Annotated in this window: 27 protein-coding genes; 21 read left to right on the top strand and 6 right to left on the bottom strand. The window is 49.7% G+C overall.

Going from position 1 to position 26,707, the window contains the following annotated elements:
- Positions 1–114 precede the first annotated feature (114 nt).
- The 5 genes from AC566Q_RS06495 to AC566Q_RS06515 are packed head-to-tail and all read left to right on the top strand — an operon-like array spanning position 115 to position 6,695.
- The gene (locus tag AC566Q_RS06495) at positions 115–741 is read left to right on the top strand and encodes a pilus assembly protein PilV (protein ID WP_499615007.1); all 627 of its coding nucleotides are present in this window, start codon (positions 115–117) and stop codon (positions 739–741) included.
- The gene (locus tag AC566Q_RS06500; protein ID WP_499615010.1) at positions 738–1,586 is read left to right on the top strand and encodes a PilW family protein; all 849 of its coding nucleotides are present in this window, start codon (positions 738–740) and stop codon (positions 1,584–1,586) included. The genes AC566Q_RS06495 and AC566Q_RS06500 overlap by 4 nt, the downstream gene beginning before the upstream one ends.
- The gene (locus tag AC566Q_RS06505) at positions 1,583–2,158 is read left to right on the top strand and encodes a pilus assembly PilX family protein (RefSeq protein ID WP_105935609.1); all 576 of its coding nucleotides are present in this window, start codon (positions 1,583–1,585) and stop codon (positions 2,156–2,158) included. Before AC566Q_RS06500 ends, AC566Q_RS06505 begins: the two co-directional genes overlap by 4 nt.
- Positions 2,158–6,228: a PilC/PilY family type IV pilus protein gene (locus AC566Q_RS06510; RefSeq protein ID WP_499615014.1), complete on the top strand. Its 4,071-nt coding sequence runs from the start codon at positions 2,158–2,160 to the stop codon at positions 6,226–6,228. The genes AC566Q_RS06505 and AC566Q_RS06510 overlap by 1 nt, the downstream gene beginning before the upstream one ends.
- Positions 6,229–6,233: 5 nt before the next feature.
- Complete coding sequence (locus AC566Q_RS06515) at positions 6,234–6,695, top strand: type IV pilin protein (RefSeq protein WP_105935611.1); 462 nt, start codon at positions 6,234–6,236, stop codon at positions 6,693–6,695.
- A gap of 5 nt (positions 6,696–6,700) precedes the next feature.
- Here the strand turns inward: AC566Q_RS06515 and AC566Q_RS06520 are convergent, their stop codons facing one another.
- Complete coding sequence (locus AC566Q_RS06520) at positions 6,701–7,258, bottom strand: GspH/FimT family pseudopilin (protein ID WP_499615019.1); 558 nt, start codon at positions 7,256–7,258, stop codon at positions 6,701–6,703.
- A gap of 191 nt (positions 7,259–7,449) precedes the next feature.
- Between AC566Q_RS06520 and nadE the strand changes: the two genes are divergently transcribed.
- Positions 7,450–8,283 (top strand): NAD(+) synthase, encoded by an 834-nt coding sequence (gene nadE, locus AC566Q_RS06525; RefSeq protein WP_499615022.1) that lies wholly within the window; start codon positions 7,450–7,452, stop codon positions 8,281–8,283.
- A 6-nt stretch (positions 8,284–8,289) separates the two neighbouring features.
- Complete coding sequence (locus tag AC566Q_RS06530) at positions 8,290–8,628, top strand: P-II family nitrogen regulator (RefSeq protein WP_105935614.1); 339 nt, start codon at positions 8,290–8,292, stop codon at positions 8,626–8,628.
- Positions 8,629–8,710: 82 nt separating this feature from the next.
- Here AC566Q_RS06530 and AC566Q_RS06535 read toward each other — a convergent pair whose 3' ends face one another.
- Positions 8,711–9,190 carry an FKBP-type peptidyl-prolyl cis-trans isomerase gene (locus tag AC566Q_RS06535; protein WP_105935615.1) on the bottom strand — a complete coding sequence of 160 codons (480 nt, stop codon included), beginning with the start codon at positions 9,188–9,190 and terminating at the stop codon, positions 8,711–8,713.
- A 55-nt stretch (positions 9,191–9,245) separates the two neighbouring features.
- On the bottom strand, positions 9,246–10,223 hold the full coding sequence (gene ygfZ / locus AC566Q_RS06540) for a CAF17-like 4Fe-4S cluster assembly/insertion protein YgfZ (protein ID WP_499615026.1): 978 nt from the start codon (positions 10,221–10,223) through the stop codon (positions 9,246–9,248).
- Positions 10,224–10,497: 274 nt separating this feature from the next.
- Here ygfZ and AC566Q_RS06545 point away from each other — a divergent pair, with 274 nt between their 5' ends.
- Genes AC566Q_RS06545 through AC566Q_RS06555 form a run of 3 tightly spaced genes read left to right on the top strand, consistent with a single transcriptional unit; the run spans position 10,498 to position 11,998 of the window.
- Positions 10,498–10,749 (top strand): FAD assembly factor SdhE, encoded by a 252-nt coding sequence (locus AC566Q_RS06545; protein WP_105935669.1) that lies wholly within the window; start codon positions 10,498–10,500, stop codon positions 10,747–10,749.
- Positions 10,750–10,768: 19 nt separating this feature from the next.
- A complete protein-coding gene (locus AC566Q_RS06550) occupies positions 10,769–11,155 on the top strand; it encodes a protein YgfX (protein ID WP_499615029.1) in 387 nt (128 codons plus the stop codon).
- Positions 11,156–11,998 carry a MaoC family dehydratase gene (locus tag AC566Q_RS06555; protein WP_499615031.1) on the top strand — a complete coding sequence of 281 codons (843 nt, stop codon included), beginning with the start codon at positions 11,156–11,158 and terminating at the stop codon, positions 11,996–11,998.
- Between the two features lie 18 nt (positions 11,999–12,016).
- On the opposite strand, the gene nadB is transcribed toward AC566Q_RS06555, so the two are convergent.
- The gene (nadB, locus tag AC566Q_RS06560; protein WP_499615033.1) at positions 12,017–13,699 is read right to left on the bottom strand and encodes an L-aspartate oxidase; all 1,683 of its coding nucleotides are present in this window, start codon (positions 13,697–13,699) and stop codon (positions 12,017–12,019) included.
- 226 nt (positions 13,700–13,925) lie between these two features.
- Between nadB and rpoE the strand changes: the two genes are divergently transcribed.
- The 10 genes from rpoE (at position 13,926) to AC566Q_RS06610 (ending at position 22,647) form a co-directional block, all read left to right on the top strand.
- The gene (gene rpoE, locus AC566Q_RS06565) at positions 13,926–14,504 is read left to right on the top strand and encodes an RNA polymerase sigma factor RpoE (protein WP_499615036.1); all 579 of its coding nucleotides are present in this window, start codon (positions 13,926–13,928) and stop codon (positions 14,502–14,504) included.
- A 97-nt stretch (positions 14,505–14,601) separates the two neighbouring features.
- Complete coding sequence (locus AC566Q_RS06570; RefSeq protein WP_105935621.1) at positions 14,602–15,204, top strand: sigma-E factor negative regulatory protein; 603 nt, start codon at positions 14,602–14,604, stop codon at positions 15,202–15,204.
- A 6-nt stretch (positions 15,205–15,210) separates the two neighbouring features.
- Positions 15,211–16,269, top strand: coding sequence for a MucB/RseB C-terminal domain-containing protein (locus AC566Q_RS06575; protein WP_499615040.1), 1,059 nt, complete (start codon positions 15,211–15,213; stop codon positions 16,267–16,269).
- A gap of 1 nt (position 16,270) precedes the next feature.
- Entirely contained in the window at positions 16,271–16,720 is a 450-nt protein-coding gene (locus AC566Q_RS06580; protein ID WP_170308522.1) for a SoxR reducing system RseC family protein, read from the top strand.
- Between the two features lie 179 nt (positions 16,721–16,899).
- Positions 16,900–18,696: a translation elongation factor 4 gene (gene lepA, locus AC566Q_RS06585; protein ID WP_499615043.1), complete on the top strand. Its 1,797-nt coding sequence runs from the start codon at positions 16,900–16,902 to the stop codon at positions 18,694–18,696.
- Positions 18,696–19,598, top strand: a complete 903-nt coding sequence (gene lepB / locus AC566Q_RS06590) for a signal peptidase I (protein WP_499615045.1) — start codon at positions 18,696–18,698, stop codon at positions 19,596–19,598. Before lepA ends, lepB begins: the two co-directional genes overlap by 1 nt.
- Positions 19,598–20,281: a ribonuclease III gene (gene rnc, locus AC566Q_RS06595; RefSeq protein WP_105935626.1), complete on the top strand. Its 684-nt coding sequence runs from the start codon at positions 19,598–19,600 to the stop codon at positions 20,279–20,281. Before lepB ends, rnc begins: the two co-directional genes overlap by 1 nt.
- Entirely contained in the window at positions 20,274–21,200 is a 927-nt protein-coding gene (gene era, locus AC566Q_RS06600) for a GTPase Era (RefSeq protein WP_499615050.1), read from the top strand. The genes rnc and era overlap by 8 nt, the downstream gene beginning before the upstream one ends.
- 17 nt (positions 21,201–21,217) lie before the next feature.
- The gene (pdxH, locus tag AC566Q_RS06605) at positions 21,218–21,856 is read left to right on the top strand and encodes a pyridoxamine 5'-phosphate oxidase (RefSeq protein ID WP_499615053.1); all 639 of its coding nucleotides are present in this window, start codon (positions 21,218–21,220) and stop codon (positions 21,854–21,856) included.
- A gap of 14 nt (positions 21,857–21,870) precedes the next feature.
- Positions 21,871–22,647 carry a TatD family hydrolase gene (locus AC566Q_RS06610; RefSeq protein ID WP_499615056.1) on the top strand — a complete coding sequence of 259 codons (777 nt, stop codon included), beginning with the start codon at positions 21,871–21,873 and terminating at the stop codon, positions 22,645–22,647.
- On the opposite strand, the gene AC566Q_RS06615 is transcribed toward AC566Q_RS06610, so the two are convergent.
- On the bottom strand, positions 22,608–23,018 hold the full coding sequence (locus AC566Q_RS06615) for a hypothetical protein (protein WP_499615059.1): 411 nt from the start codon (positions 23,016–23,018) through the stop codon (positions 22,608–22,610). The genes AC566Q_RS06610 and AC566Q_RS06615 overlap by 40 nt on opposite strands.
- Before the next feature lie 117 nt (positions 23,019–23,135).
- On the opposite strand from AC566Q_RS06615, the gene serB reads away from it, so the two are divergent.
- Complete coding sequence (gene serB, locus AC566Q_RS06620; protein WP_499615064.1) at positions 23,136–24,149, top strand: phosphoserine phosphatase SerB; 1,014 nt, start codon at positions 23,136–23,138, stop codon at positions 24,147–24,149.
- Positions 24,150–24,160: 11 nt separating this feature from the next.
- Here serB and AC566Q_RS06625 read toward each other — a convergent pair whose 3' ends face one another.
- Positions 24,161–26,683 carry a PilZ domain-containing protein gene (locus tag AC566Q_RS06625; RefSeq protein ID WP_499615067.1) on the bottom strand — a complete coding sequence of 841 codons (2,523 nt, stop codon included), beginning with the start codon at positions 26,681–26,683 and terminating at the stop codon, positions 24,161–24,163.
- Positions 26,684–26,707: the final 24 nt, after the last annotated feature.

Consider the following 26,707-nt stretch of genomic DNA (forward strand, 5'->3'; position numbering starts at 1 on the left):
TTAAAATTTGTTATTGCAGACAATACCTATTACCCAACTCACGTAACCAAAATTACGGAAAATTTACCGGCAGTTAGTTAGTATAGAGTCATATGGTAGGAGTCAATGATGCGCATGCCCCCGCAAAAATTATATAGTCTGCAAAAAGTCGCCGGTGTCGGTATGATCGAGATCCTGGTTAGCCTGTTTGTGCTGACGATTGGTTTGCTGGGCGTGGCATCCCTGCAGTTTACCGGCACTTTTAACAATGTGCAGGCTGCCAGCCGAAGTCAGGCAGAACTGGTTGCCCGCTATGTCTCAGAACAAATGGTCAGCGCTGCGCAACCGGCGCAGTCCGACGATGGCTGGGAAGTTGATGATGCCTTCTTCAATACGGACTTCTTTAACTTTGAAACCCTAAGCTGCAACGACAGTAATCTTTATAAATGTTACTGCCTGACCTTACCTGCCACTATTCCAAATTGCAGAACCGGGAATTGCACAAGCGCTGAAATCGCCGAATACAGTGGCTGGGAAGCTAGTTGTCAGGCGGTGGGCAGTAATCCGAATATGCGTATCAGCGTGAGCTGCAATGACCGCAACAATGGCGACGCTAAAGATTGTACGAGTGGTTCATTGATAAATATTGCCGTGAGCTGGCCGGTTAAGAGTGACCAGCAGTCAACGGTGGCCAACGACAGTCGGTGTACTTTTAACACAGACTCAAACCGAGCCTGTGTTATCAAAGAGGTTACCCTGTGAAGCAGCAGTCTGGCTTTTCCCTGATCGAATTAATGATAAGCCTGGTATTAGGGCTGGTCATTTTATCGGGCGTGATACAGGTTTTTGTTAGTACCAGAGCAACAAATTCAATGAACCAGGCAATTGCAGAAGTGCAGGAGTATGGGCGATACATTACCTTGCGGATTCAGGATGAACTGCGTGAGGTTGGTCGTTACGACATGAATACAACCCGCATCGAAGATTCTACGGATCTGGTGCTGGAGTCCAGTTTTGTTTTGCGTCAGCCCGTGGCTATCGCCAATGATTATCCGGCTATGGCGACGCTGGGTAGTACTGAGGGGGCAGGAAGTGCAAGTGATGGACTGGTGGTCAACTTGTTAGCTGAACAGGATTGTACAGGCAACCCGTTTAATGCCACTGCCCCAGAGCATCTGCATGTTGTAAACCATTATTTTGTTGAGAACGGCCAGCTAAAATGCATCGGTTATAACGGGCGTTATTTGCGTGGATTCAGTGGCAACCCTACCCCCAGTGCAGCAGTGGTATTGCTTGATGGTGTGGATAACATGCAAGTTGAATACGGGCTATCAGCAGATGTTACAGGCAATGACGGTCGGGTAGAGACCTATGTGGATGCCAGCGAACTCGGTAATGCTCGCCTGGCAAATCAACAAGTTGTAGCGATCCGCCTGGCGTTATTACTCAAGAGCGCCCCCATCAATCTGCAAAATATCGCAAACGAAAAGGTCAGGTTACTTTCTGAGGCCCCGGTAACTCTGGATCAGCAGCATTACTACCAGGTGTTTACAGTTTCAGTCGCGCTACGAAATAGTCTTAATTATGTAGGGAGTGCCGTGTTATGAAACAGCAACAACAGGGCATGGTGCTGGTATTTGCGCTAATCATGCTACTTTGCGTAACCCTGCTAGGGGTAGCGGCGGTCAGCACCAGTTTGTCGCAAACTAAGATGGCCAACTCTGTGCAGGCTCAGGGGCTTACCTTTGATGCCGCTGAAGCGGCAATTGCAGGCGTGGTATTTGAATCTGAGGATCAGATTGTATTGTCTAACGTCAATCTGGATGACCCCCTCACTGCGGCGCGTCAGGGCCTCACGTTTGATCCGCAAACTGATACCCTGGAGTGTGTCAATGATACGGATTGGATCAATCGCCAACTGACCAGCAGCGGATTAACAAAAGGTCAGCAAAATACCGCCACCGGCAACTTCCATACTCAGCCTGATGTTACCAGTTGGTCACGCACCGCGTTTGTGCAGGAAAAGCCTTGTCGGGGCTCCAGTAATGTTATTGGCAGCGGCGGATTACGCTGCCACGTTTTTGTCGTGCGCGGATGTGGACAGATTGATGGCAAACGAACCATCACCGCGAACTCACTGACAGTTGCCGTATTTGGTCCTTCATCGGAGGCACAATAATGAAACGAGTATCACCAGCCTGGTTAGCCAGCCTTTTTTTATGTGCCGTAGCACAACATGCTACCGGCGATGACCTTGATATCTTCCTTGGCACATCTAATGCCGCGCAAACTTACAACCCTAATGTGCTGTTTATTATGGATACGTCAGGCAGTATGGGAAGCAAGGATGGTGGTTCCGAGTCGCGAATGTTACGGGTACAAAATGCATTGAAGGATGCCCTAGCTTCGGCGACCAATATCAATGCTGGTTTGATGCGGTTTTCCGATCACGGCGGGCCGATTCTTTACCCTACCACGAATATTGATCAATCCATTGATGCCCAGTTAAGTAGCTCAACCAATGCGTCTGCCAATGATGGCTATGAAATATCATCATCAGTATATACCAATACAGATGAAATCATCCTGAGCTTTTCCACATCGCCGGTAACCTCAGCCTTTCGCTTTGAAGATCTCAATATTCCGCGCGGTGCCAGCATTACTTCGGCGTACCTTAAATTTACCTCAGCCCAGTACAATATTGCCAGTACCAATATCACTATTGCTGGTGAGTTAACCGGTGACAGTTCAGCGCTTTCCAGTGCCAGCGGTTCCATAAGCAGTAAAACGCAAACTGCTGCAGTGATTGACTGGAGTACAGATAATGATTTTCCTTCCGGGGGAGATGATGTTAGTTCGCCGGATATTGCACCGGTCATTCAGGAAATCATTGACCAGAGTAGCTGGTGTGGCAACAACGCGCTGACTGTGTTGATCAACGGTGAAGGTACCAGTACCTCCAGCAACCGTCGGGTCATGGCCTATGATGATGGTACCGGTACCGCTCCGCAGTTGGTTATCTCTTACGATCAAACGTCGGCTACTGGTTGTGTAGCAGGGGAAGCTCAGTATCAGATTGCAGACTCCTATGACAATGTGGAAGAAGCCACTAATGGCTGGGAATCTACCGGTCGTGAGCTAACATTCCGGGATAGCTCGAATAGCTATATAGGATTGCGTTTCACTGATGTTAATATCCCTCAGGGCGCGACAGTGACCAATGCCTACCTTGAATTTACCGCTTATGATACGGACACCAGAAATGGTGCCACTATGCTTATCAGAGGAATAGATCAGGACGACCTTAGCAATTTTAGAAATCATAACCGCTACGACTTAAAGAATATTGCCAAAACCGGCGGCGTCACCTGGAGTATTCCTGACTTCAGACGAAACAGGACGTATCAGACCGGAGATCTGAGTAGCATAATCAATGGTATTGTTGGCCGCAGTGGCTGGCAGGCGGGCAATGCACTGGGATTCGTGCTGAGTGATTTTGACGAATTACGGGGTGCCTACTCATATAGCGGCAAACCTTCCCGGGCGCCCAGGCTTTATATTGAATTTAACGGTAATGCCTCTGCCGGCAGCAGTCTTTCGGTTCGGGACTTGCTTATCAGTCAGGTCGATGACCTGTCGGCCAACGGTTTAACCCCCATTGTTGATACCCTTTACGAAGCGGCCTTGTATTATGGCGGCCGACAAGTGGATTATGGTTTAACCCGGGGTAACTCATCGGTCTCCTCGAGTGTGCGCCGCAGTACCCGTGTGAGCCATCGCGATGCTTATACAGGCGCTGACTCAGTACTTCCCTATGGCTGCGATCCGGAAAACCTCAGTGATTACGATTGTATCGATGAATATATACCCAGTGGTGCAGAGTACATCAGCCCGGTGACAGATTTACAGTGTCAGACCAATAACCATATTGTGCTGTTGTCTGATGGTGAAGCGAATAACAACCACAGTTCAGCAAAGATCCAGGCTTTACTTAACAGCAATTGCCAGAACGCGTCTTCCGGTGAGTATTGCGGTTTGGATTTGGTCTCGAATATCAGTAAATCGGCAACCTCCGTCATTGGCCCAAAGGTCACTACGCATACCATCGGCTTCGCGGCAAATAACAATGCTAATAACTTCCTTTATCGACTGGCACTGCAAAGTGGCGGCGGTTTTTATACAGCTAATAATTCCACCGATCTGCTGAACGCCTTCGAGACCATCTTAAGGGCCGTTAAAGATGTGAACGCGACCTTCGTTTCTCCAGGAGTAGCGGTAAACCAGCTAAACCGTCTGACTCACCAGGATGAGCTCTACTATGCGCTGTTTAAACCGGCTGAGGGTACCTTATGGCCGGGAAATCTGAAAAAATATCGGATTTCCGGTGATACGGTATACGACCAAAATGGCCTGGCTGCCATTGATACCAATACCGGTTTCTTTGCCGATAGCTCACACAGTTACTGGTCGCTGTTTCAGGACGGCGCGGATGTTCGCGAAGGGGGCGCTGCCTCACTGTTGCCATTAACCCGAAATGTGTACTTTTTTGACGGCCCTGGGAGTATCGTATCGGGTGCTAATCAGGTGCATGAAAATAACAGTGCAATTACTACTGCTATCATGGACACCGATGGTGAAGCCGATCCGCAGGGGCTGCGTGAGATACTGCTCAAATGGACGCGAGGCGTAGACATCAAAGACTATGATGGCGATGGAAATATCACCGAATCCCGTTTGCAAATGGGTGACCCTATCCACTCGCAACCAGTGATTGTTAATTATGGCAATAATGATTCAGTGATATTTATTGCTACCAACCACGGTTTCCTGCATGCCTTTGATGCAGAAACCGGTACTGAATATTATTCAGTTACGCCTAAATCCCTGCTATCCAATATCAAGGACTTTTATCAGGATAACTCCAGCTATCGTCATATTTATGGTTTGGATGGTCACATGGTGTTGCGAGAGTTTAATAATAAAAAATATCTGTATGTAGGTATGCGCCGCGGTGGTCGCGATTATTACGTATTCGATATCACTAGCAAAACATCTCCTTCTTTGGTGTTTAAAATAGAAGGCGGCAGCACCGGGCTGGATAAACTTGGGCAAACCTGGTCACGACCGATCATTACCAAAATGAATATGGGTGGAACATCCTATAACGTAATGATAGTCGGTGGTGGCTATGATGAAACCCAGGACACAAATCAGGTTAAAACCGCTGATGCGGTAGGCAACGCCGTGATGATTTTTAATGCTGATACCGGGGCCTTACTATGGCAAGCATCTGATAGTGGTGCTGACCTGAACCTGAGTGAAATGCAATACTCTATCCCTGGTCATGTCGCAGCTATTGATCGCGACAGTGATGGCTATGCAGACCACTTATACGCTACGGATATGGGAGGCCAGATATTCCGATTTGATGTTTATAACGGCGAATCTGGCAGCGACTTCATTAAAGGTCAGCGCATTGCAGATTTAGCTGGCACGGGGAATTCTGACAACCGCCATTTCTACTATGGAGTGGATGTAGCTGAAGTGGCGCTTGGTAGCAGTAACTTTTACGCCGTAGTGGTTGGCAGTGGCTGGCGGGCCAATCCGCTGGATAATGTGGTCAACGATCGATTTTACATGATTAAGGATACCGGTGTATTCACGCCTGATACCAATGGCGACTTTACTTTTCCGACTACGATCACCGAAAACGACTTGTTCGATGCCACCAGTCATAGTCTGACCCACAGTAATGATTCAACCAGAGAACTAGCTATCACGGAGTATAAGAGTAAACAGGGATGGTTCTTAAAAATGCAAACTTCCGGCGAAAAAATTCTCTCTTCGCCGGTTATTGTTAATTACAAGGTCTTCTTTACCAGTTACGTGCCTGCGTCGAGCAGCACCAGCGCCTGTGCACCTCCGGCGGGGAACAGCCGGGCATATCTGGTAAACCTTGTTGATGGTAATGCGGTGGGCGATCTGAATGGTGATGACGAATTGGGTGAAGATGATCGCTTTGCAACGTTGACGCAAACCGGTATTGCCCCTGATACTAAGATCCTCATAGAGGATGCTACCAATCCTACAATCTGCCTGGGTACCGAATGTGTATCGGCGGTAGTACCCGTGGATGAAGATGGTAATCCGGAGGCCTGTGCTTCAGACTTTGAATGCCTGAGTCAGAATATATTTGGCCGCTATCAGCGGGTAATGCGTGGTAGCTGGTCAACCGAAGTGGAGCAATAATAGTTATGACCAAACCATCAGGGTTTACTTTAATCGAAGTTATGATCGCGGTGGTCATTGTAGGTATTATCGCCGCAGTGGGATACCCGTCGTACCAGTCAATGATGATTAGTGCTAACCGCAGTACGGCTCAGGCTGACCTGATGGGTTTTGCCTCGGCAATGGAACGCCATTATGCAACAACTTTCAGTTATAACGGTGCGGCCACAGGTAGCGGTAACACCGGGTCGCCAGTGGTTTTTACGGCCTACTCACCATCTACTGAACCCGCAGCCAAGAAAAAGTACACGCTTACTATTCATGCCGTGAGTGCTGATGGTAATAGCTATGAACTACGCGCGGTGCCGGTAAGCGGCAGTCCTCAGGCGGGTGATGGTACGTTATATATATTCAGTGATGGGCGCAAAGCCTGGGATCAGAATAGTGACGGCAGTATTGGCAGCAGCGAATACTGCTGGTCTTGCTAAAGATTTTAACTACAGGTTAATGCAGAACCAGCATGGTTCTCATTAACACCATCGTCATCGGAGTCCTGGGCGATGGCGATTTTACCGTACCCATTAATAATCAGGCCAACGGCTTTATCGGCTTTACTTGTGTCGTCGCAAATCGTCAATGTAGTGGTGATATTAGCGCCGCCTCTTGCATCAAAAACAAGGGCTTGAGAGGGCGCTTTAATTTTAACACTGCTATGCAGCTTTTCAGTGGAACTCAGTAAGGTTTCATTTGTGCCACGTTTACCGTTGCCGTCGACATCATAAAAAGCCATGCTCGGGTAAGTCCAGTTACTGATACAATTCGTATAATCCAAAGAAGGGCACATAACCACCTCGGTTTGCTCTTCCATGGCTTTAAAACGGGCAAGGCGGGCCAATGCGCTCAGTTCATTGATTTCTTTGGTCAGTATAGAATGATTAATGAATCCGCGGGCGCCAGGCACTACTACGCCGGCAATGATACTTAGCACTGCAACGGTTATCATGAGTTCGATCAGCGTATAGCCTGAGTGGCGCATAGAGAGCATCTTCATAGAGTTGATTCTAATGGTAGTTTATCGTACAACCAGTTCTATTGTTTATGAAAATAAACACCTAAGTATCGCTGTACGGCTGATTCTGCATCGCAGTGCTTCAACATCAGCAGTTGATATAATGCCTGCTGACAACATGGCGTCTTTTAACGTAGACTGTATACAAGTTATAGAAAACTCTGGATTATCTAATGGATAAACAAGCGGTTATTGAGGAAATGAAAGTACTGCCATCGATTGACGTGGCGTACGAGGTTACCCGTCGGGTTGGATTTATTAAGCAACAACTCAAACAGTCGGGCATGAATGCCCTGGTGCTTGGCATCAGCGGCGGTATCGACTCCTGCACTCTGGGGCGACTGGCTCAGCTGGCTATCGATGAGCTCAATCAGGAGCATCATGAAAAGTACCAGTTTGTAGCGGTACGTTTGCCCTACAATGTTCAGGCTGACGAAGAAGACGCCCAGGCGTCGATCGATTTTATTAAGCCGACTCAGTCTATTGCAGTGAACGTGCAGCCGGGAGCTGATGCCATCCACCAGGAAACCTGTTCGGCATTAACCGCGGCGGGTTTGCTACCAGCCGATGAGAGCAAGCAGGACTTTGTAAAAGGTAACGTTAAAGCCCGTACCCGGATGGTTATTCAGTATGAAATTGCCGGTATGGTTGACGGTCTGGTGCTGGGCACCGACCATTCTGCTGAAAATATTACCGGCTTTTACACCAAATACGGTGATGGAGCCTGTGATTTAGCCCCGCTGTTCGGCTTAAGTAAACGCCAGGTACGTCAGGTCGCTGAGCACCTGGGCGCACCGGCAAAAATTATTCATAAGGCACCAACCGCCGATCTGGAGACCCTGTCGCCACAGAAAGCCGACGAACAGGCATTAGGGCTGACTTACGACCAGATTGATGATTTTCTCGAAAATAAACCGGTTGCAGCAGAAGTATCTGAAAAGTTACTGTATATTTATAAACGTACACAGCATAAACGTGTACCCATTCCTACTATTTACGATGAGTAAACGACGATGAAAAAAATTGAAGCAATCGTTAAGCCGTTTAAACTCGATGACGTTAGAGAAGCGCTTGCCGATGTGGGTATTGCCGGCATGACGGTAACTGAAGTGAAAGGCTTTGGGCGTCAGAAAGGCCATACCGAGCTGTACCGGGGAGCGGAATACCAGGTCGACTTTTTACCAAAAGTGAAAATTGAAATCGTACTTGATGATGAGCGGGTAGAGCTGGCCGTAGAAACCATTCTGAAATCGGCTAAAACCGGCAAAATTGGTGACGGCAAAATTTTTATCTATTCTGTGGAAGAGGCGATTCGTATTCGTACCTCTGAACAGGGCGACGAAGCGATTTAATCCCACGCCGATAATGACCAACAAAAAAAGGAGTGCTGTGGCACTCCTTTTTGCTTTATCCCTTTCAGGCTAATGGCGATGCTTAGTGATTGCAGCCGCCTTTGCCGTGAACATGGCCGTGGGCCAGTTCATCTTCAGTGGGCTCACGAACATCGAGCACTTCCACTTCAAAAGATAACGCGATACCTGCCAGTGGGTGGTTGCCGTCGATAATCACTTCGTCATCGGTTTTCTCAATCACAATAACTGACTGCTCACCGGCATCGGTGGTAGCGCGAAACTGCATGCCAGGCTCTACTTCCATGCCTTCAAACATGGAAGCCGGCACGGCCTGCACCAGATGATCAAGACGTTCACCATAAGCTTTTTCCGGAGCAACGGTAACATCAAACTTTTCACCGGCGGCTTTACCCTGCAGGGCCTCTTCAAGACCACTGATTAAAAAGCGACTGCCAAGCAGTGCGGATAATGGCTCTCCACCGGTGGATGAATCAAGCTCGGTACCATCTTCGGTGCTTACGGTGTAGTGCAGGGTTACTACACTGTTTTGCGAAATCTGCATAATCTCTGCCTTTTCGGAGGTTGTAAAAAATAAAAATATACGCCGTGCGCCTTATTTAGAGCGTATACGGCAAGTCACAATGAATCAACTCCAATGCCGGATTAGTTGACAGTCTGAAGCTATCCTCGGGGGTGGTGTCATTATTCACTACGGCCAGTAGCCAGGTTTCCTCACCCAGAACCGCCGCGCGCAGGATGGTGCCGCCTGAGCGCCAGTGCTCACCGGCCTGTTTTTCAAGTTTGGCTGTGGCGATATCTTCACAAGCCTCGGGCAACTTGAAAATCATCGCAGCGCGCTTGTTCCTGCCCAGGTAACGGGTACGGGCAACCACTTCCTGGCCCATATAGCAGCCCTTGTTAAAGTCGATAGCATCCAGAGCCTGCAGGTTCATCATTTGTGGAACGTACTGGTTAATCTGTTCTTCGCTGGTCAGTGCGGGGATACCGCTGGCAATATCCAGTGCTGTGGCTGCCGTTTCCTCAAAGAGAGGTAAATCAGCATCGCTTACCGCCTGGACGAATGCTGGCGCAGCGTCTTTTTTAAGCGCAAGCAGTACAGTATCTGCGGGATAATCTAAAGTGATACAGAATCCTGAATCAAACTCGACCATGGCCATCGGGCTATCAGGTAACGCAGCGAAATTGCCTTCCAGTAACGCGGTGGTTTGCTTACCCTTTAACAGGTAAAAATCAAAGTTTTCCGTTTCGGATGTGATTTCAATCTTTGAAAATACGCCGTATTTTTTTAGTTGCTCCACCGAAGCGCCCACTGGTGTATTGCCTGCAATCAGATAAAGGGCGGAGGCGCCATTGGCCACCAGACTCACACTCCAGCTTTTGCCTTTAAAGTCACAGTGTGCGCTGCGGCGCACGGTTGCGTCAGCCATCTTATTGATATCAATGGTTAACTGACTGTGCAAAAAGGTTTTGGCATCATCGCCACTAACACTCACACAGGCCATCGACGGCAAAGCCACGACTAAATTATCGGGAAAAGCATCCAGTTTAGGAGGGAGTAGGGAGTACGATTGCATAGTGATATTAACGCCTGATGTTTTAGCTAACCTGCTGGAGTATATGAGGGGGATTACGCAGAAGATCAAGGGGGCTGATGATTGTTGTTGTGAACGGGGCAGACCTCCTGTTAAAGGCCCGGCAATAGTCACCTGGATGCGAGCCAGGGCTGCCCCCCCTGGGTAAAACGAAGAGCAACCTTTGCATGGGCAAGAGACACCTTCTGGCCAGTATCAACCTGGATCTAACCATGATATATTTGCCGCCATGACTATTTCACACAATCAACCGGTTATGTTTACTGCGAAACGTTATGCACGATTGAAATGGGCTTGCCGCCGCGGCATGCTGGAACTGGACGTACTGTTACTGCCATTTGTTGAAGAAGCGTTTAACGATCTGTCTGAACAGGATAAGGAAACCTTTGAACGGTTGCTGACCTGTGACGACCCGGATCTGTTTGCCTGGATTATGGGCCATCAGACCTGTCAGGATCCTGAACTGGCCAGGATGGTCGATACGATTGTTAGTCGGGTCAAAGTATAGCGTTTTTCTGCAACCGCCCGTGCGCCAGCCCGTTTATCGAATGATGCTGGCCAGTGTGGCAGTCGCGATTATCCTGGTGTTAACGCCTGTTTTTTGGTGGGCAGTTCTAATCGGGTGTATCAGTTTGTGCCTGATAATGGTCTGGCCGCTGAATTTTGAATCTCATCCACAGACCTGGATTGTTGATGAGACCGGCGAAGGGTATACGGTTATTAGCGGTCGTCAGGATAACGCCGGTAACTGGCAAATCAGCCCGCGCTCAAAGCTGCTTCCCGGTGCATTATATCTGGTGCGCTATTTTCAGCAGTCGCAGCGGTTTGAAACCTGCTGGCTTTTTCCCTGGCAGGTTCAGGATAAAGATTACCGCCGACTCGCCAGGATTGTGTTTAGGCAAGGACAACTCTGAATGTTAGGACTTTATTTGCAGGCTGGGTTTAAAAAAGCTGCTGATATTACGCCGTCTTCACTGGAAGGCCTGCAACGCGCCCCGGTGTTATGGCAGACCTTCTTACCCAGCGCTCGTCACTATAAGAAATACTGTAAGTTAGTTGACTGGGAAAACCCCACTCGGATGCACCCGTTTTACTGGCAGGTGCGGGGACTTTCATTGCAACTACGCTTGCTGGCTCACAGTAAAAGCCCGTTCAAGTTACTGGGACTGGTGCATTTGCAGAACCGGGTAGAAGAGTATGCCGAATGCCGCACCGATATTCCCTGTGAGCTGGTGGCCCGGTTTGGTACTGTTTATCAGCATCGCCGAGGATTAGCCGTAGAAGTTACCGTTACCGGCAACCAGCGCGGTCAGCGGGTATACAGCGCAACCGGCACGTACCTGATGCAAACCTCACTTAAGCCCGGCCCGTTACCTGCCTACGAGAGTGATATTGTCGCACCGGGTGAAACCTCACCCGAGACTGCAGAGTTAGCATTCAGTGCTTCAATGGTGCGCCGCTACGCAAAAGTGTCTGGCGATGTTAACCCCATTCATTTAAGTACGCTGACAGCCAGATTATTTGGTTTTAAACGGGCGATAGTGCATGGTATGTACAGCGGTGCAAAGGCGGTTTCTGTGCTGGATAAACAAGCGGAGCTAAATAGCAAAGCAGTGCGGTTAGCGTTTAAACGACCGATGTTTGTGCCAGCCAAAGCCGTGCTGTACAGCGAACAAGGTGAAGGGTCTACCCACTTTTCGCTGGTCTCAGCCAACCGGGAGCAGGCGGAAACCTACTTCACCGGCCAGATCGGTTGATAACGCCACCGACTGCGTTTAGTGCTCGAAACTGGTTAAATCACCCGGTTGCGGTGAGGTATTAGACGGCATGGGCGTTAAAATGGATGGCGTTGCATTCTCTGCCCGTTCAGGATAATCCTGGTTGTAATGCAGCCCGCGACTTTCTTGACGTTGCATGGCACAGCGCACTATCAGCTCAGCCACCGTTACCAGATTACGTAGCTCCAGCAAGTTATTACTGACCCGGAAATTCGAGTAGTAATCACTGATTTCCTGTTCCAGCAATTTAATCCGGCGAATTGCTCGCTCCAGCCGTTTGGTAGTGCGCACGATGCCAACGTAATCCCACATAAACAGGCGTAGCTCATGCCAGTTATGCTGGATAATAACCTCTTCGTCAGAGTCGCTGACCTTACTTTCATCCCATGGCAGGATAGGCTCTTCTGCGGGAGCTTCATCCAGGCGGGAAAGAATATGCTCAGCTGCTGAGCGGGCAAAAACAATACACTCCAGCAGCGAATTAGACGCCATCCGGTTGGCACCGTGTAAGCCTGTGTAAGCGACTTCGCCAACCGCATAGACATTATCCAGATCGGTACGCGCATTTAAATCGGTCATCACGCCGCCGCAACTATAATGCGCCGCCGGAACGACCGGAATAGCTTCGCGGGTGATATCTATGCCCAGCGAGCGGCATTTGCGATAAATATTCGGGAAGTGCTTTACAATGAAGTTGGCAGGTTTATGACTAATGTCCAGATACATACAGTCAGCGCCGAGTCGTTTCATTTCATAGTCGATAGCACGGGCAACAATATCCCGCGGAGCGAGGTCTTTGCGCTCGTCGAATTTTTCCATAAACGGCGTGCCATCGGCGTGAACCAGACGGGCGCCTTCGCCACGCAGTGCTTCGGTAATCAGGAAGTTACGCGCCTGCGGGTGGAATAAGCAGGTAGGGTGGAACTGGTTAAATTCCATATTAGCGACCCGGCAACCCGCCCGCCACGCCATGGCAATACCATCACCGCTGGCAATATCCGGATTCGAGGTGTACTGGTAAACCTTACTGGCACCACCGGTGGCAAGGGTGATAAAGCGGCTGCGGATCACCTCGACCTGTTCCCGTTTGCGGTTCCATACATATACGCCTTTGCAGCGGTTAGGATTGTCCTGACTTTTTATCATATCGATGGCATTGTAACGCTCAAAAATATGAATATTGGAATGCTGGGATACCGCTTCGTTAAGGGTGATTTGCAGCGCTTCGCCGGTGGCATCGGCGGCATGCAGGATGCGGCGGAAGCTATGCCCGCCCTCGCGGGTGAGGTGATAGCGGTTTTCGCCGTTATCGGCCTGCTCCTGATCAAAGGGGACGCCATGTTCGATTAACCATTCCATGGCACTCTTGGCATTTTGCGCAGTAAACCGCACAACGTCTTCATCGCAAAGATAGGCGCCGGCTTCCAGAGTATCCTGTACATGGGACTCAATGGAGTCGCGTTCGTCAAATACTGCCGCAATACCGCCCTGAGCGTAACGGGTGGAGCCTTCGTTACAGTCACTTTTACTGAGCAGGATAATGCGACAATAATTGGCCAGTGATAAGGCCAGGCTCATGCCCGCCGCGCCAGAACCGATAATTAAAACATCACAACTGTGCTCAACGTTAGCGTCAGCAGGTTGCTCCGGTGTTACAGATGAAGAAGCATTTGAATTCATGTAATGTAAGGGTCACAATGCGTGATTTTCGGCAAGTCTAATAAAACTCGGCGCAAACGTAAAAGACTAAACGCCTTTATGGCAACTATTTTACCGATATTTAGGGTGTTTAGCTTGAGAAATGAAAAAAAGATCACATTCTTTGCGAACTTTTTAAAATACGCGAAGTCTACTCAATTGCTTGCATGAGCTATTTGGGAATTAGTCGGTAGGAGAAATGGCTCGAATGAGCGAGCAAATAACTGATCAACAGTTGGTTGAACGTGTTCAGCAAGGCGATAAAAACGCGTTTAATCTGCTGGTAACGCGCTATCAGCATAAAGTGATGCACTTGGTTTCGCGCTATGTGAAAAACACCGGTGATGTGGCAGACGTCACGCAGGATGCGTTTATTAAAGCGTATCGTTCGTTACCTAATTTCAGGGGCGACAGCGCATTTTACACCTGGTTATATCGTATAGCAGTGAACAGCGCCAAAAATTATTTGGTGGCTATCGGGCGTAAGCCGCCCGCCAGTGATGTCGATGCTGAAGAAGCGGACTATTATGATGGCAGTGATGCACTGAAGGAGCATTCATCTCCTGAGCGCAGTGTGCTGTCGGATGAACTTGAGGCGACTTTGTTTCGCGCTATGGAAAAATTGCCTGACGATTTACGAATGGCAATTACCCTGCGTGAAATTGAGGGGCTGAGTTACGAAGAAATTGCAAATGTAATGGCCTGTCCTGTTGGAACGGTGCGTTCCAGGATATTCAGAGCACGGGAAGCTATTGATAAGGTTATTCAACCATTACTGGAAACCTGATATTGAGCTTTAGGGCCAGGATCAGGTACAGTAGATTTTGACAAGGTTGCCTTATAACGATGAAAAGTAATCAGGGCGTAACCAGGAAAAGTACTTTATGACGCAGCAACACGAAAAATTATCGGCTTTTATGGACGGCGAACTCGATGACAGCGGGTTTGTTGACAGCATTAAAAACGATAGTGAATCACTGGCAAAATGGCGTAGCTACCATGTCATCCGTAGCGGTTTACGTAAAGAAGCTTCAGTGATGCCGGAATTTGACATTACTGCCCAGGTTGCAGCCGCGCTTGACCAGGAACCAACAGTGTTGGCGCCGAAGTCCAAATGGAAGTCGCTACCAGTGGTGAACAAGGTAGTACCATTCCTTCGTCAGTCCGGCCAACTGGCTGTTGCAGCATCAGTGGCTGCCGCGGTAATTCTGGGCGTACAACAGGTTAATCAACAACCTGCGGCGGAAGAGCCTTTTACGACTTTCCAGACACCCGTGATCCCAGGCATGCCGCAAACCGGCATGGCACCGGTAAGCCTTGAACAAAGTAATATAGTACCAAATAATCGCGCTGGCGATTCGGATGCACTGTTACAGAAGCGTCGACAAATTAATGCTTTGCTTGCCGACCATGAGCAGCAACTGAAACTGAAGCAGGCAGAAGAGCAATCTCAACGGGCCGCGGAATCTGAACCTAATCAGCCTTAAATTACTATGCAAGCATTCTTCGATGTAAAACAACGCACTGCCCGGGCAGTGCGTTTGTTGTTTCTAACTACCTTAATTTCTGCTGCGCCTGCGGTAATTTATGCGCAGGAAGACTCGCAACGCGAGCCTGAACAGATAACAGAGCCAGATCTGGCTCTCGCCGATGTTCCCCGGCAAAACCTGAGCGGTATGGAGTGGCTGGAACGCTTAGCCCAAATCAATCGCACCTCCAATTTTGAAGTATCGTTTGTACTGACCAGAGCCGGTCAGGAAATGACTCCCTACCTGTGGCGGCATGCGGTATTAGAAGATGGTCTGGAAGCTGAGCAACTCAATCTGCAAAACGGGCCGGGTCAGGAAATGATCCGTCTTGGCAATGTGGTCAGCGTGTTCGAACCAGATGTGCAGCCATACAGCATTTACGCCAGTGCCATCAGCGGGCCACTGCCCAGCGATTTATTGTACAACCCTACGGCGCTGACCGACGCTTACCAGTTTATTACCATTGGCCGTACCCGGGTTTCCGGCCGGGCAGCCCAGCAGTTACGTATCGTTAGTCGCGACAACAAGCGCTATAACTATCAGGTGTGGCTCGACGAAGAAACCGGCATGTTGTTAAAGCTGGATATGGTGGATTTACAGGGCTCATTGCTGGAGCAAATTCAGGTCACCGCGGTGAATGTGAGTGAGCAACCGTCACCGTATTTTTCAAGAATAAATCCACAAGCGTTACCCGGTGCGGTAGCCATGACCCCAAAACCCCGTCAGCATCAGTGGGAAGTGAAATTTTTGCCCGTGGGAATGGAAGAAATCAAGCGCGAAACCCGGCGACTGGCCATGACCGGTCAGGTGGTAGAATACAAATTGTTCAGTGATGGCATGGTAGACGTGTCGGTATATGTGCAACCCGCTCAGGATTCTCTGGATTCTGACGTGGTGCTGCGCCATTCAACCAATACGTTTTTGTCGTTAACCAATGGTCAGGTGCAAATCACTATCATTGGCAAAGTCCCGCCTCAAACCGCCTACGAAATTGCCCACTCCATTGGTGCAGCCGGAGAATAGCGTGATTACCGAGACGGCGACAGTAATTGGTGTTGAAGATGATTTGATTACCGTCAGCGCGTCGGTGAAGACCGGCTGCAGTCAGTGTCAGGTGAGTGACGACTGTGGCACCAGCGCCGTGGCCAAAGCGTTTACACCACGCCAGCAAACGCTGACTATGCGCAGTCCACTGCCGGTTAAGCCGGGCGACCTGGTGGTGATAGGCATCCCCGAACAAAAAGTCCTGCTGGCTTCCTGGCTGGTTTATATCGTGCCACTGGTTACCCTGATTGGTGGCGTGATTAGCCTGAACCAACTAACAAACTGGCACGAGCTGGCAGTATTCGCTGTCGCTACAGTGTTATCAGCCGGCAGTGTAAAATTGGTCGCACGGTATCTGGCCCGGGCCAGAAATGCCCGCTTCGAGCCGGTTATTGTCAGTCGGGTCAACGACAAAGCACAAGCGGTATAGCCGGGGCGGCTTGTTGTTTGCCGTCGGCGGCAACGATTTGTTGCTGTGATATTCGCTTTTAGCGCAATAAGTAGGTAAAATCCGCACCCTTGAAGGTGTCTGGCTGAACACGTCATTGTAATCGTTTATCACCCGCCAGACGTTTAATCGTAACAATTTGCAGGTAATTTCCAAGCATTATGCAGCATAAGCACATTCGCAACTTCTCTATTATTGCGCACATTGATCATGGTAAGTCGACATTATCAGACCGTTTGATCCAACATTGTGGTGGATTAACCGAACGTGAAATGGCAGCACAGGTTCTTGACTCCATGGATCTGGAAAGAGAGCGGGGAATTACCATTAAAGCGCAGAGCGTAACCCTCGATTATAAAGCTCGCGATGGTGAAACTTACCAGCTCAACTTTATCGATACCCCTGGACACGTAGATTTCAGCTACGAGGTTTCCCGCTCGTTGGCGGCCTGTGAAGGGGCGCTGCTGGTGGTTGATGCCGGGCAGGGGGTTGAAGCCCAGACCGTAGCCAACTGCTACACCGCTATCGATATGGACATGGAAGTGGTACCTATTCTGAATAAAATCGACTTACCACAGGCTGAGCCTGAGCGGGTAGCCGAAGAAATTGAAGACATCATTGGTATCGACGCCGTGGATGCCGTGTGTTGCTCGGCAAAAACCGGTATCGGCATTGAGGATGTACTGGAAGTTATCGTTAAGCAGATCCCGCCGCCGGAAGGTGCTATTGATGCACCGCTGAAAGCGCTGATCGTTGACTCCTGGTTTGATAATTACCAGGGGGTTGTGTCACTGGTGCGCATTGTTGAAGGTGAGCTGCACGTTAAAGACAAGATCCAGATCATGTCAAACGGCCAGGTGCATCAGGCAGACAAAATTGGTGTATTTACCCCTAAGCCGCTAGAGCGTAAAGTGCTGCGAGCCGGTGAGGTAGGGTTTATTGTTGCCGGTATTAAAGAAATTCATGGTGCGCCGGTTGGCGATACCATTACTACCGCCAAGGCGCCCGCCGAGAAGATGTTACCAGGCTTTAAAAAGGTTAAGCCGCAGGTTTATGCCGGCCTTTTCCCGGTAAGCTCTGACGACTACGAAGATTTTCGCGATGCGCTGGCTAAGCTGAGCCTTAACGACGCCTCTTTGTTTTATGAACCGGAAAGTTCCGCGGCCCTGGGCTTCGGTTTCCGCGTTGGCTTCCTTGGTATGCTGCACATGGAAATTATTCAGGAACGTCTGGAACGTGAATACGATCTCGACCTCATTACCACAGCGCCAACCGTAAACTATGAAGTGCTGCAAACAGATGGCACCGTGATGCAGGTGGATAACCCTTCCAAGTTACCGGCAGTGAACGATATCGAAGAAATTCGTGAGCCCATCGTAGAAGCCAATATCCTGGTCCCCCAGGAATACCTCGGCAGTGTAATTACACTGTGCGTTGAAAAGCGCGGTAATCAGACCAACATGAGTTATCACGGCAAACAGGTTGCGGTAACCTACGAATTGCCGATGGCAGAGGTAGTGCTGGACTTCTTTGACCGCTTAAAGTCAACCAGCCGCGGATTTGCCTCGCTGGATTATAATTTTAAGAAGTTTGTCTGCTCAGACATGGTTCGTCTGGATATTCTGATCAACGGTGAACGGGTGGATGCCCTGGCAGTGATTACTCACCGTGACAATGCCCAGTACCGGGGCCGTGATCTGGTGGAAAAGCTGCGTGAGCTGATCCCGCGTCAGATGTTTGATATTGCTATCCAGGCCGCCATTGGTAACCATATTATTGCCCGAAGCACAGTGAAACAGTTACGTAAAAACGTTATTGCCAAATGTTATGGCGGTGACGTAAGCCGTAAGAAGAAACTGCTGCAGAAGCAAAAGGAAGGTAAGAAACGGATGAAGCAGGTGGGTAATGTGGAACTTCCACAGGACGCATTCCTTGCAGTACTTAAGGTATCTAAGTAATGGCGAATTATTTTTCTCTCTTGTTGGTAGTGCTGACCCTTGGGTCGGGATTAATCTGGTTAATAGACGCTCTTGCGTTTGCGCCAAAAAGAAAGGCCCGCGGTGTGGCACTCTCCGGAAACGGCGAGTCGGCGTTACCGCCTGAGGAAAAATTGCCGTATATCGTGGATACGGCTCAGCAGATTTTCCCGGTTATCGCCTTTGTGCTGGTGCTGCGGTCATTTCTGTATGAACCGTTTCAGATCCCATCAGGTTCTATGATGCCAACCCTTCTGGTTGGCGATTTCATTCTGGTGGAAAAATATGCCTACGGTCTAAAAGACCCGGTGTTTCGACATAAATTCATTGAAACCGGCACGCCCGAGCGTGGTGATGTTATAGTCTTCAAGTTCCCTGAAGATCCCTCCATAGACTATATTAAACGTGTGGTTGGATTACCAGGCGATACCGTTATTTATCGCAATAAACAAATATTCATTAAGCCAGCCTGTGATAACGGCCAGAACTGTGCAGAGTTTAAGGCGATGCCCCAGGAGTTCGTCAGTAGTGGCGACTTCGTTCAAAACCTCGCGCCGCTTAAGCGTATCAGCGAAACTCTCGGTGACGTGAAACACGAAATTCTTCAACATCCGATTGCAGAAGCGCATCCTTCCAAATTTTATACCCAACCGGGTACCAAAATGAATGAGTGGATCGTGCCGGAGAATCAGTACTTCGTGCTCGGCGATAACCGCGATAACAGCCGCGACAGCCGTTACTGGGGCTTCGTGCCGGATGAAAATCTGGTAGGTAAAGCCGTCGCTATCTGGATAAGCTTCGAATTTGATCGTGCACCTGACAGCTGGTTACCTTCATGGGTACCATCAGGCGTTCGCTTTAGCCGGGTAGGTGGCATTCAATAATGATCGGAATCGATCGCTATGCCAGATTATCACAGCGTCTTGGCTACCAGTTTAGTAATGTTGAGTTACTTCAGCAGGCGCTGACTCACCGCAGTGCAGCTAAGCAACACAATGAACGCCTGGAGTTTCTGGGCGACGCTGTACTGGGTATGGTAGTGGCACAGGCGCTGTTTAAGCGCTTTCCAACCGTGCCTGAGGGCAAACTAACCCGTATGCGTTCAACGCTGGTGAAAGGCGATACGCTGGCCGAGCTTGGCCGTGAGGCCGACGTTGGTGAATTATTAAAGCTGGGGCCGGGTGAACTTAAAAGTGGCGGTCATCGGCGCAGTTCGATTATTGCAGATGCCATGGAGGCCATCCTCGGTGCCATCTATCTTGAAGCCGGCCTGGATACCACAGCAGAAGTCATTTTGCGTTTGTGGCAAAGCCGCATCGATAAGCTCGATCCCAACGAACACCCTAAAGACGCTAAAACCCGTCTGCAGGAGTTTTTGCAGTCCCGTAAGTTACCGTTACCGGTTTATGAAGTGGTGGATATCAGCGGCAAGGATCATGACCAGACCTTTGTGGTACACTGCCAGATAGAATCGCTGGGCAAGCCAATGAAAGGTACCGGGACCAGTCGGCGGAAAGCCGAACAACAAGCCGCACGGAACGCGCTGGAGAAATTAGACAATGACTGACCAGCAGTTGCCAGATATCCCTGAACCTAAAACCCGCTGCGGCCTGGTGGCCATAGTTGGCCGGCCTAATGTAGGCAAATCCACGTTGTTAAACCGGTTACTCGGGCAGAAAGTAAGCATTACCTCCCGTAAGCCACAAACCACGCGTCATCGGATTTTAGGTATCGATACCGAAGCGGATTGTCAGACCGTGTATGTGGACACGCCGGGCTTACATAGCGAAGAAAAGCGCGCTATCAACCGCTTAATGAACCGCGCTGCGACCAGTTCGCTGGGCGAGGTGAGTCTTATCCTGTTTGTGGTGGAAGGTACCCGCTGGACCAGCGATGATGAGTTGGTGCTGAGCCGCGTGCAGCAATCCGGACTGCCGGCTATTCTGGTGGTAAACAAACAAGACAAAGTGGCCGAGCCTGAGGCCTTGATTGCCCATTTACAGGTGTTGGCGCAAAAGCATCAGTTTGATGAAATTATTCCGCTGAGTGCAAAGCAGGGAAAACAGGTTGAGGTGCTGCGTGAGTTAGTTCGTCAGCGCCAGCCGGCCAGCGAGTTTTACTTCCCTGAAGACTATATTACCGACCGTTCAAGCCGCTTTATGGCTGCCGAAATCATTCGCGAAAAACTGATGCGTTACACTGGTGATGAACTGCCCTATTCAACTACGGTTGAGATTGAGCAGTTTAAGCTGGGTGAAAACGGCGTTTACCGGATTAACGGCCTGATCCTGGTTGAGCGCGAAACCCAAAAACGCATGGTGATCGGAAAAGGCGGTAAACACTTAAAAACCATAGGTGAACAGGCGCGACTGGATATGGAGCGGTTATTCGATAATAAGGTTTTCCTGGAACTGTGGGTGAAAGTGAAATCCGGTTGGGCCGACGATGAACGGGCGCTGCGTTCGTTAGGCTATGGTGAAGATTAATTAGGCAGGTGGTGAGTATGAGTATCGCAGATATGCGTCGTCAGTACAGTCAGGGGCATTTAACCGATAATGATTTAACTGACCATCCGGTAGACTTGTTTAAACAGTGGTTGGGTGCGGCTATTGATGCGGGGATCCCGGATCCTACCGCCATGACTGTAGCTACCGTAGATGCAGAAGGCCAGCCGTCTCAACGCATTGTATTACTGAAAGACTACGACCACGAGGGGTTTGTGTTTTATACCAATCTGGGTAGTCGCAAGGCCAAAGATCTGAGTAACAACCCACGTATTTCGTTGCATTTCCCCTGGTTTTTCATGGAGCGTCAGGTGCGCATTTGTGGTACCGCCCAAAAACTCACAACAGCACAAAACGCCAAATACTTTTTATCCCGGCCGAAAGATTCACAACTGGCGGCCTGGGCCTCCCAGCAGAGCCAGCCAATCTCCAGCCGGGAGTTGCTGATGACACAGTTTCATCAGATGAAAGAAAAGTTTGCTAAAAAGGAAATCCCGCTGCCAGATTTTTGGGGTGGCTTCAAGGTGATCCCCCATCAAATCGAATTCTGGCAGGGCGGTGAAGACCGTCTGCATGACCGTTTCGAGTATACTAAACAGGCTGATAACCGCTGGCTAACCCAGCGCTTAATGCCCTAGTTTGACGGTTATCCATGATTGATTCACACTGCCATCTGGATCTTCCTGAGTTTGAACCAGACTGGCAGGAAGTGTTGAGCAGTGCCTTTAAAAATGGTGTTGAGAGAATTTTAATCCCTGGCACAACTGTATCAGGCTGGCAGCGCCAGCAACGGATGGCGGCCGATAATGCCCAACTGGATGTGGCGTTTGGCCTGCATCCTTATTTCTTTCCCGATGATCCAGAGCGTGCGCTTGCCGCTTTAGGCAAACAACTACAAACAACCACGATAAAGCCTATAGCAATTGGTGAAATTGGTATCGATGGTTCCATCGATACGCCGCTAAAGGCCCAGCAGGCTTTATTTGAAGCGCAGCTTGAGGTGGCCAGCGAACAGTCTATGCCGATCATCTTACATCATCGCCGCTCTCACCATTTATTGTTGGAGTCTATAAAACGCAGCGGCTTTACTCAGGGGGGCGTTATCCATGCGTTTTCCGGTAGTGAACAGGTCGCCATGCAATACATTGATGCGGGATTTAAACTGGGGATTGGCGGTACCATTACTTATCCACGGGCACAGAAAACCCGGCAAACCGTGGCCAGTATTTCATTACAGCATTTATTGCTGGAGACGGATTCGCCGGATATGCCCATGTCCGGCAGGCAGGGGGCGCGCAATGAGCCGCAGTTTATTGGTGAGGTAGTTGCTGCTCTGGCTGATTTACATGGCACAGCACCTGAGGTGGTGACAGAGCAGACGACGGCCAATTACTTCGCCTTGTTTGGCTCCCGTACCCAGTGTAAATAACCAAGTACCTGACTATTCTCTTTTACCGGCACGAAGAAGCTGGTCCGAAGAGGCTCTTCCCGCATCAGTTGTGGCAATAACGTGTTAACACCTTGTTGTGCGATACGTTCGCCGGAGGCTGAATATACTGCGGCGCGAAGAATAGAGTCGTCCTTGGCCATACTGGCCAGCACACGGTTAATTTCAGCCTGGTTTAGCGTGGCCACCGCCGGGCGGATAAGCCTTTCGTAGTGACGCCCCAGAGCATCCTCGGCTGGCGACAACTGACCCATCTGGCTGGTTACGGCAACCATTACTGCGATAAACAAACCGGTTATCAGTAAGGTCATCAGAATAAGCTGGTGGGCGGTTGAGAACGTAATACGGCGCAATGCAAAGCCTTTTTTAAGATTAAAAATGTGCAACTTAGTCTAACTATGCATTTCCCAAACGCGGCGTATCCGTTAGGATCGGACTATTAGCCAACTCAAGTAATGAGAACTCGCCCTTTGGAATTAACAACGCTTAGTACAGAACAATTGACCAGCGCAGCCTTTCTTGCAGCTACGTTGGCAGAATATCAGAATCTTCGCTGGGATCAATCGTACACCGGACTCGCTGTTGAGGCGCACAAACAATCTGTTCAGCAACTTATCGTTAGCGGTCAGTCATTAACGCTGGAACAGCTCGCCATGATAGCCCGGCACATGGCACCCGCAGTGAAGCTTGGTAGCTTCAGACTGCACCCTCACAGTGCCCTGATTGGCGGCACTGCAATGAGCTTTGATGTTGAATCGGTCGATGCTTCTGCGCAGACGCTGCATGATCTGCTCGATGGCGCCGCAAAGGCGTGTCATTGTGAGGTGGCATTGCGTGGCAACACACCGCAGTTAACTCAGCCGGGGCTGTTGGTGATGGATATGGATTCCACTGTTATCCAAATTGAGTGTATTGATGAAATCGCCAAGCTTGCGGGCCTTGGTGAACAAGTTGCCGCGGTCACCGAAAAAGCCATGCGTGGTGAGCTCGATTTTGCTGAAAGCCTGCGCTCCCGGGTAGACTGCCTGGATGGTGTGGAAGTGAGTCAGCTTAAACAGATCCGCGACAGCATTCCGTTAATGCCTGGTCTGCAAAACTTACTGCAAGTGCTGCAACAGCATGGCTGGAAAATTGCCATTGCCTCCGGTGGCTTTACCTACTTTGCCGGTTATCTGGAAAATCGTCTGGGCCTTGATGCATCGCGAGCTAATGTGCTCGAAGCCGAGGATGGCAAACTCACCGGCCGGGTAGTGGGAGGTATTGTCGATGCCCAGGTCAAGGCTGAAACGGTCGAGGAACTCGCCCGCCGCTGGGATATCCCGATGACCCAGACGGTTGCTATGGGGGATGGTGCTAACGACCTCAAAATGATGGGGGTGGCGGCATTAGGTGTGGCTTTTGAAGCCAAACCGGTAGTCAATGCCCAGGCCGACGTGGCAATTCGTTACTCCGGTCTGGACGCGCTGTTAACCTATTTACAATAGGGTTAAACGGTCTAGCTCTTCAGTAGCGCCTTGATGCCGCCTGGCTCAATGGCGTGCTGACTGGGTGTTTTATGATTTTCGGCAATGCGATGCTCGTCGAACCCAAACCGCAATAGTACCTGGTCTGTGATGTCCACCGCGTGCACGCAGGCACTGATACTCCACAAGCGTTCTTCGAGCTCTTTGGCCCGGTGTATCGCGTAAACCCCAATGTAATTGATTTCCGACTGTAGCATTTCCAGATCGGGCTTACCTGTTACCGTTACCGTAATTGCCATAGCAATAAACTGACCTGTGGTCAGCGCATTTTCTATAAACTGCTGGCGCGACTCCTCGGAGCTGAAGCGGTGCTCGTAGCGCGCGTCGATGGCATCGGCCGGCTCTTTCTCTGCGGGCCGGAAGGCGACAAACAGCTCTCTGGTCACCGGTGAATGTTCGGTTTTTACCTGTTTTATGGATTGTTGTATGAAAGGCGTATCCAATGCGCGGTCGCGGAAGAATACTTCGAGGTTCATTTTGCGCTGTTCAGCAAAATGACCAAAAAGGGTTTTCAGTCGAGGGTTAGCGGCATTGCCTAAAACTCCTACCTGCGGTAAATAACGCCCGCCGACTTTGGACAGGACAAAAGCCAGGGTAGAAGGGGTTTTGGCATTAATACAGCGCAATGCATGGCCAATGCCCGGGATTTCTTCCTCATCAGGATAGGTTTTCAGTGAGGATTTGTTGCTCTTTATCAGTTCTGCAAAAAAGCGGCGTGCAGGCAATCCATCTTCACCGGCCACCGACCGTAAGTGCAGCACATTTTTGTCTCCACTGATATGAACTACCCGGTAGTGCAAATTACTGACATCAAACTTGCTGGTCAGCTCCTGCAATTTGGGCAGGCTAACCAGCACCCGCATATTCAAATCGCCGTGATACTCGCCGTCGATTTCTATGCGCATGCCGTTAATTGAGATATCTTCACTGATGCCACTAATGGTTTGCCCTCTGGCCAGTACCTGTACTGCGGTACGTAACAGATACCGGGTTTCCATGCGCTGTTCCTGGAACTTATAGCGAAAAGCCTTAATTTCTCCGGGCGGGCGATTGCGGGCATGACCAAATAATTTCAACGCCTTAAGCTGAGCGCGGTCAATTTTAACCTGGCTAAACTGTAACTGCTCGTGGTCGGAGGTAATATCGGTTATCTGTACTGCGTAGGCCAGATTTTGTAACCTTGCCATCAGCCGGGGAGCCGGTTTGGCATTCTGACGCTTTACTTTGGTGCCTACATCATCGGGCAGTGACAGCGGCGCGTAAGCATCTTTAGGGGAGACTTTTACGATACCGACTTTAAATACCCGCCAGCTTACTTTTCTGGCACCAAAGCCAATAAATAACTCACTCAGAGCCGGGTGGCGGGCCAGCTCGTCACTGGAAGCGGAATAAAAATAGATTTTGCCGTTCTGAATATGGTTAAAGCTGTAAACATATAGCGCCGGGGCTTCATGTTTACTCTGGATCAATTGTTTTAATCGGTCTGCGGTGAGCAGATAACCGAGGCGTAACTCGTCTTCTTCGTCGTTCCAATAGCTAAGAATATGGCGGTTTAAATCGTTGGCCATGGCATACCGTGCGCGCGCCCGGCCTTCCTTAACTTCGATAAACACCGGCAGCGTAGGACAACTGGGCGAGAAGTATTGCTCGCAGGACTTATTGATAATGGCGTCTATGGTGTTATCCATATTCACCTTGTAACGCCGCTTATTGCCATGAATAAACTTGTCGATGAACTGGTCAAAATGACCGTTAGGGGCGTCCTGCAGGCGTTTCATCTGCAGAAACTGGTATTCTTTTTTGCGGGAAATACTGACTACCTGATATTTGATAGCCATTTTTTTATCCAGCGAGTATTCGGATTCAAGGCCCCGGAAATACACACCGATTTTTTCACCGGGCTTAAAGAGTTGCTCTTTGGAGAGCTTTATTTTCATACCCTTGGTGGATATGTCGACGCTGGTTGCCCGCAGGCTGTTGTTGGTTTCGGTGAACACTTCCAGCGCCACAGCAAAATTCATTCGCTCTTCGTTACGCTTTGCATAGCTCAGCAGGTTGATATTAGGTACATCAAACTGCGAAACACTGTTGTTGGTTTTTTCCGGTAATTCGACGTCTTGTTCATTACGGGCTTCTGCCTTCTCGCGAATGACCCGAAAATTGTTTTCAGTGGCCAGCACCGCTTCATAAACACCAAAACAGTATAAGCCGAACATCCGCACCTGTTGTTCGAAGACCTCAATGGCCACGTCGCCCAGGTAATGCTTGATGCCGTCATATTCGTAGAGCCGGCACTCGCCGTCCACCTGACCGCGCAAATCGATAGCTCGCATGCAGGGGCGCGCCAGACGTTTTACTTCCATTTTTATCAAAAAACGCTTTTCTTTAGGAACATGGGAAGCAACCTGCTGGAGCACCTGATTAAACTCGGGTTCTTTCACCATAGGTTTTAGCTGTTCTATTATCTGCGCGTACTGCGATAAATCCTGATTCATGCGAGGTTTTGCTGTGTCCCTGAC

It is taken from the genome of Alteromonas sp. H02 (assembly GCF_059682525.1).

Bases quoted from the DNA above. Each gene is read 5' to 3' on its own strand.
- AC566Q_RS06495 (WP_499615007.1), top strand. From the start codon at position 115: ATGCCCCCGCAAAAATTATATAGTCTGCAAAAAGTCGCCGGTGTCGGT.
- AC566Q_RS06505 (WP_105935609.1), top strand. From the start codon at position 1,583: ATGAAACAGCAACAACAGGGCATGGTGCTGGTATTTGCGCTAATCATG.
- AC566Q_RS06510 (WP_499615014.1), top strand. From the start codon at position 2,158: ATGAAACGAGTATCACCAGCCTGGTTAGCCAGCCTTTTTTTATGTGCC.
- AC566Q_RS06515 (WP_105935611.1), top strand. From the start codon at position 6,234: ATGACCAAACCATCAGGGTTTACTTTAATCGAAGTTATGATCGCGGTG.
- AC566Q_RS06520 (WP_499615019.1), bottom strand. From the start codon at position 7,258: ATGAAGATGCTCTCTATGCGCCACTCAGGCTATACGCTGATCGAACTC.
- nadE (WP_499615022.1), top strand. From the start codon at position 7,450: ATGGATAAACAAGCGGTTATTGAGGAAATGAAAGTACTGCCATCGATT.
- AC566Q_RS06530 (WP_105935614.1), top strand. From the start codon at position 8,290: ATGAAAAAAATTGAAGCAATCGTTAAGCCGTTTAAACTCGATGACGTT.
- AC566Q_RS06535 (WP_105935615.1), bottom strand. From the start codon at position 9,190: ATGCAGATTTCGCAAAACAGTGTAGTAACCCTGCACTACACCGTAAGC.
- ygfZ (WP_499615026.1), bottom strand. From the start codon at position 10,223: ATGCAATCGTACTCCCTACTCCCTCCTAAACTGGATGCTTTTCCCGAT.
- AC566Q_RS06545 (WP_105935669.1), top strand. From the start codon at position 10,498: ATGTTTACTGCGAAACGTTATGCACGATTGAAATGGGCTTGCCGCCGC.
- AC566Q_RS06555 (WP_499615031.1), top strand. From the start codon at position 11,156: ATGTTAGGACTTTATTTGCAGGCTGGGTTTAAAAAAGCTGCTGATATT.
- nadB (WP_499615033.1), bottom strand. From the start codon at position 13,699: ATGAATTCAAATGCTTCTTCATCTGTAACACCGGAGCAACCTGCTGAC.
- rpoE (WP_499615036.1), top strand. From the start codon at position 13,926: ATGAGCGAGCAAATAACTGATCAACAGTTGGTTGAACGTGTTCAGCAA.
- AC566Q_RS06570 (WP_105935621.1), top strand. From the start codon at position 14,602: ATGACGCAGCAACACGAAAAATTATCGGCTTTTATGGACGGCGAACTC.
- AC566Q_RS06575 (WP_499615040.1), top strand. From the start codon at position 15,211: ATGCAAGCATTCTTCGATGTAAAACAACGCACTGCCCGGGCAGTGCGT.
- lepA (WP_499615043.1), top strand. From the start codon at position 16,900: ATGCAGCATAAGCACATTCGCAACTTCTCTATTATTGCGCACATTGAT.
- lepB (WP_499615045.1), top strand. From the start codon at position 18,696: ATGGCGAATTATTTTTCTCTCTTGTTGGTAGTGCTGACCCTTGGGTCG.
- rnc (WP_105935626.1), top strand. From the start codon at position 19,598: ATGATCGGAATCGATCGCTATGCCAGATTATCACAGCGTCTTGGCTAC.
- era (WP_499615050.1), top strand. From the start codon at position 20,274: ATGACTGACCAGCAGTTGCCAGATATCCCTGAACCTAAAACCCGCTGC.
- pdxH (WP_499615053.1), top strand. From the start codon at position 21,218: ATGAGTATCGCAGATATGCGTCGTCAGTACAGTCAGGGGCATTTAACC.
- AC566Q_RS06610 (WP_499615056.1), top strand. From the start codon at position 21,871: ATGATTGATTCACACTGCCATCTGGATCTTCCTGAGTTTGAACCAGAC.
- AC566Q_RS06625 (WP_499615067.1), bottom strand. From the start codon at position 26,683: ATGAATCAGGATTTATCGCAGTACGCGCAGATAATAGAACAGCTAAAA.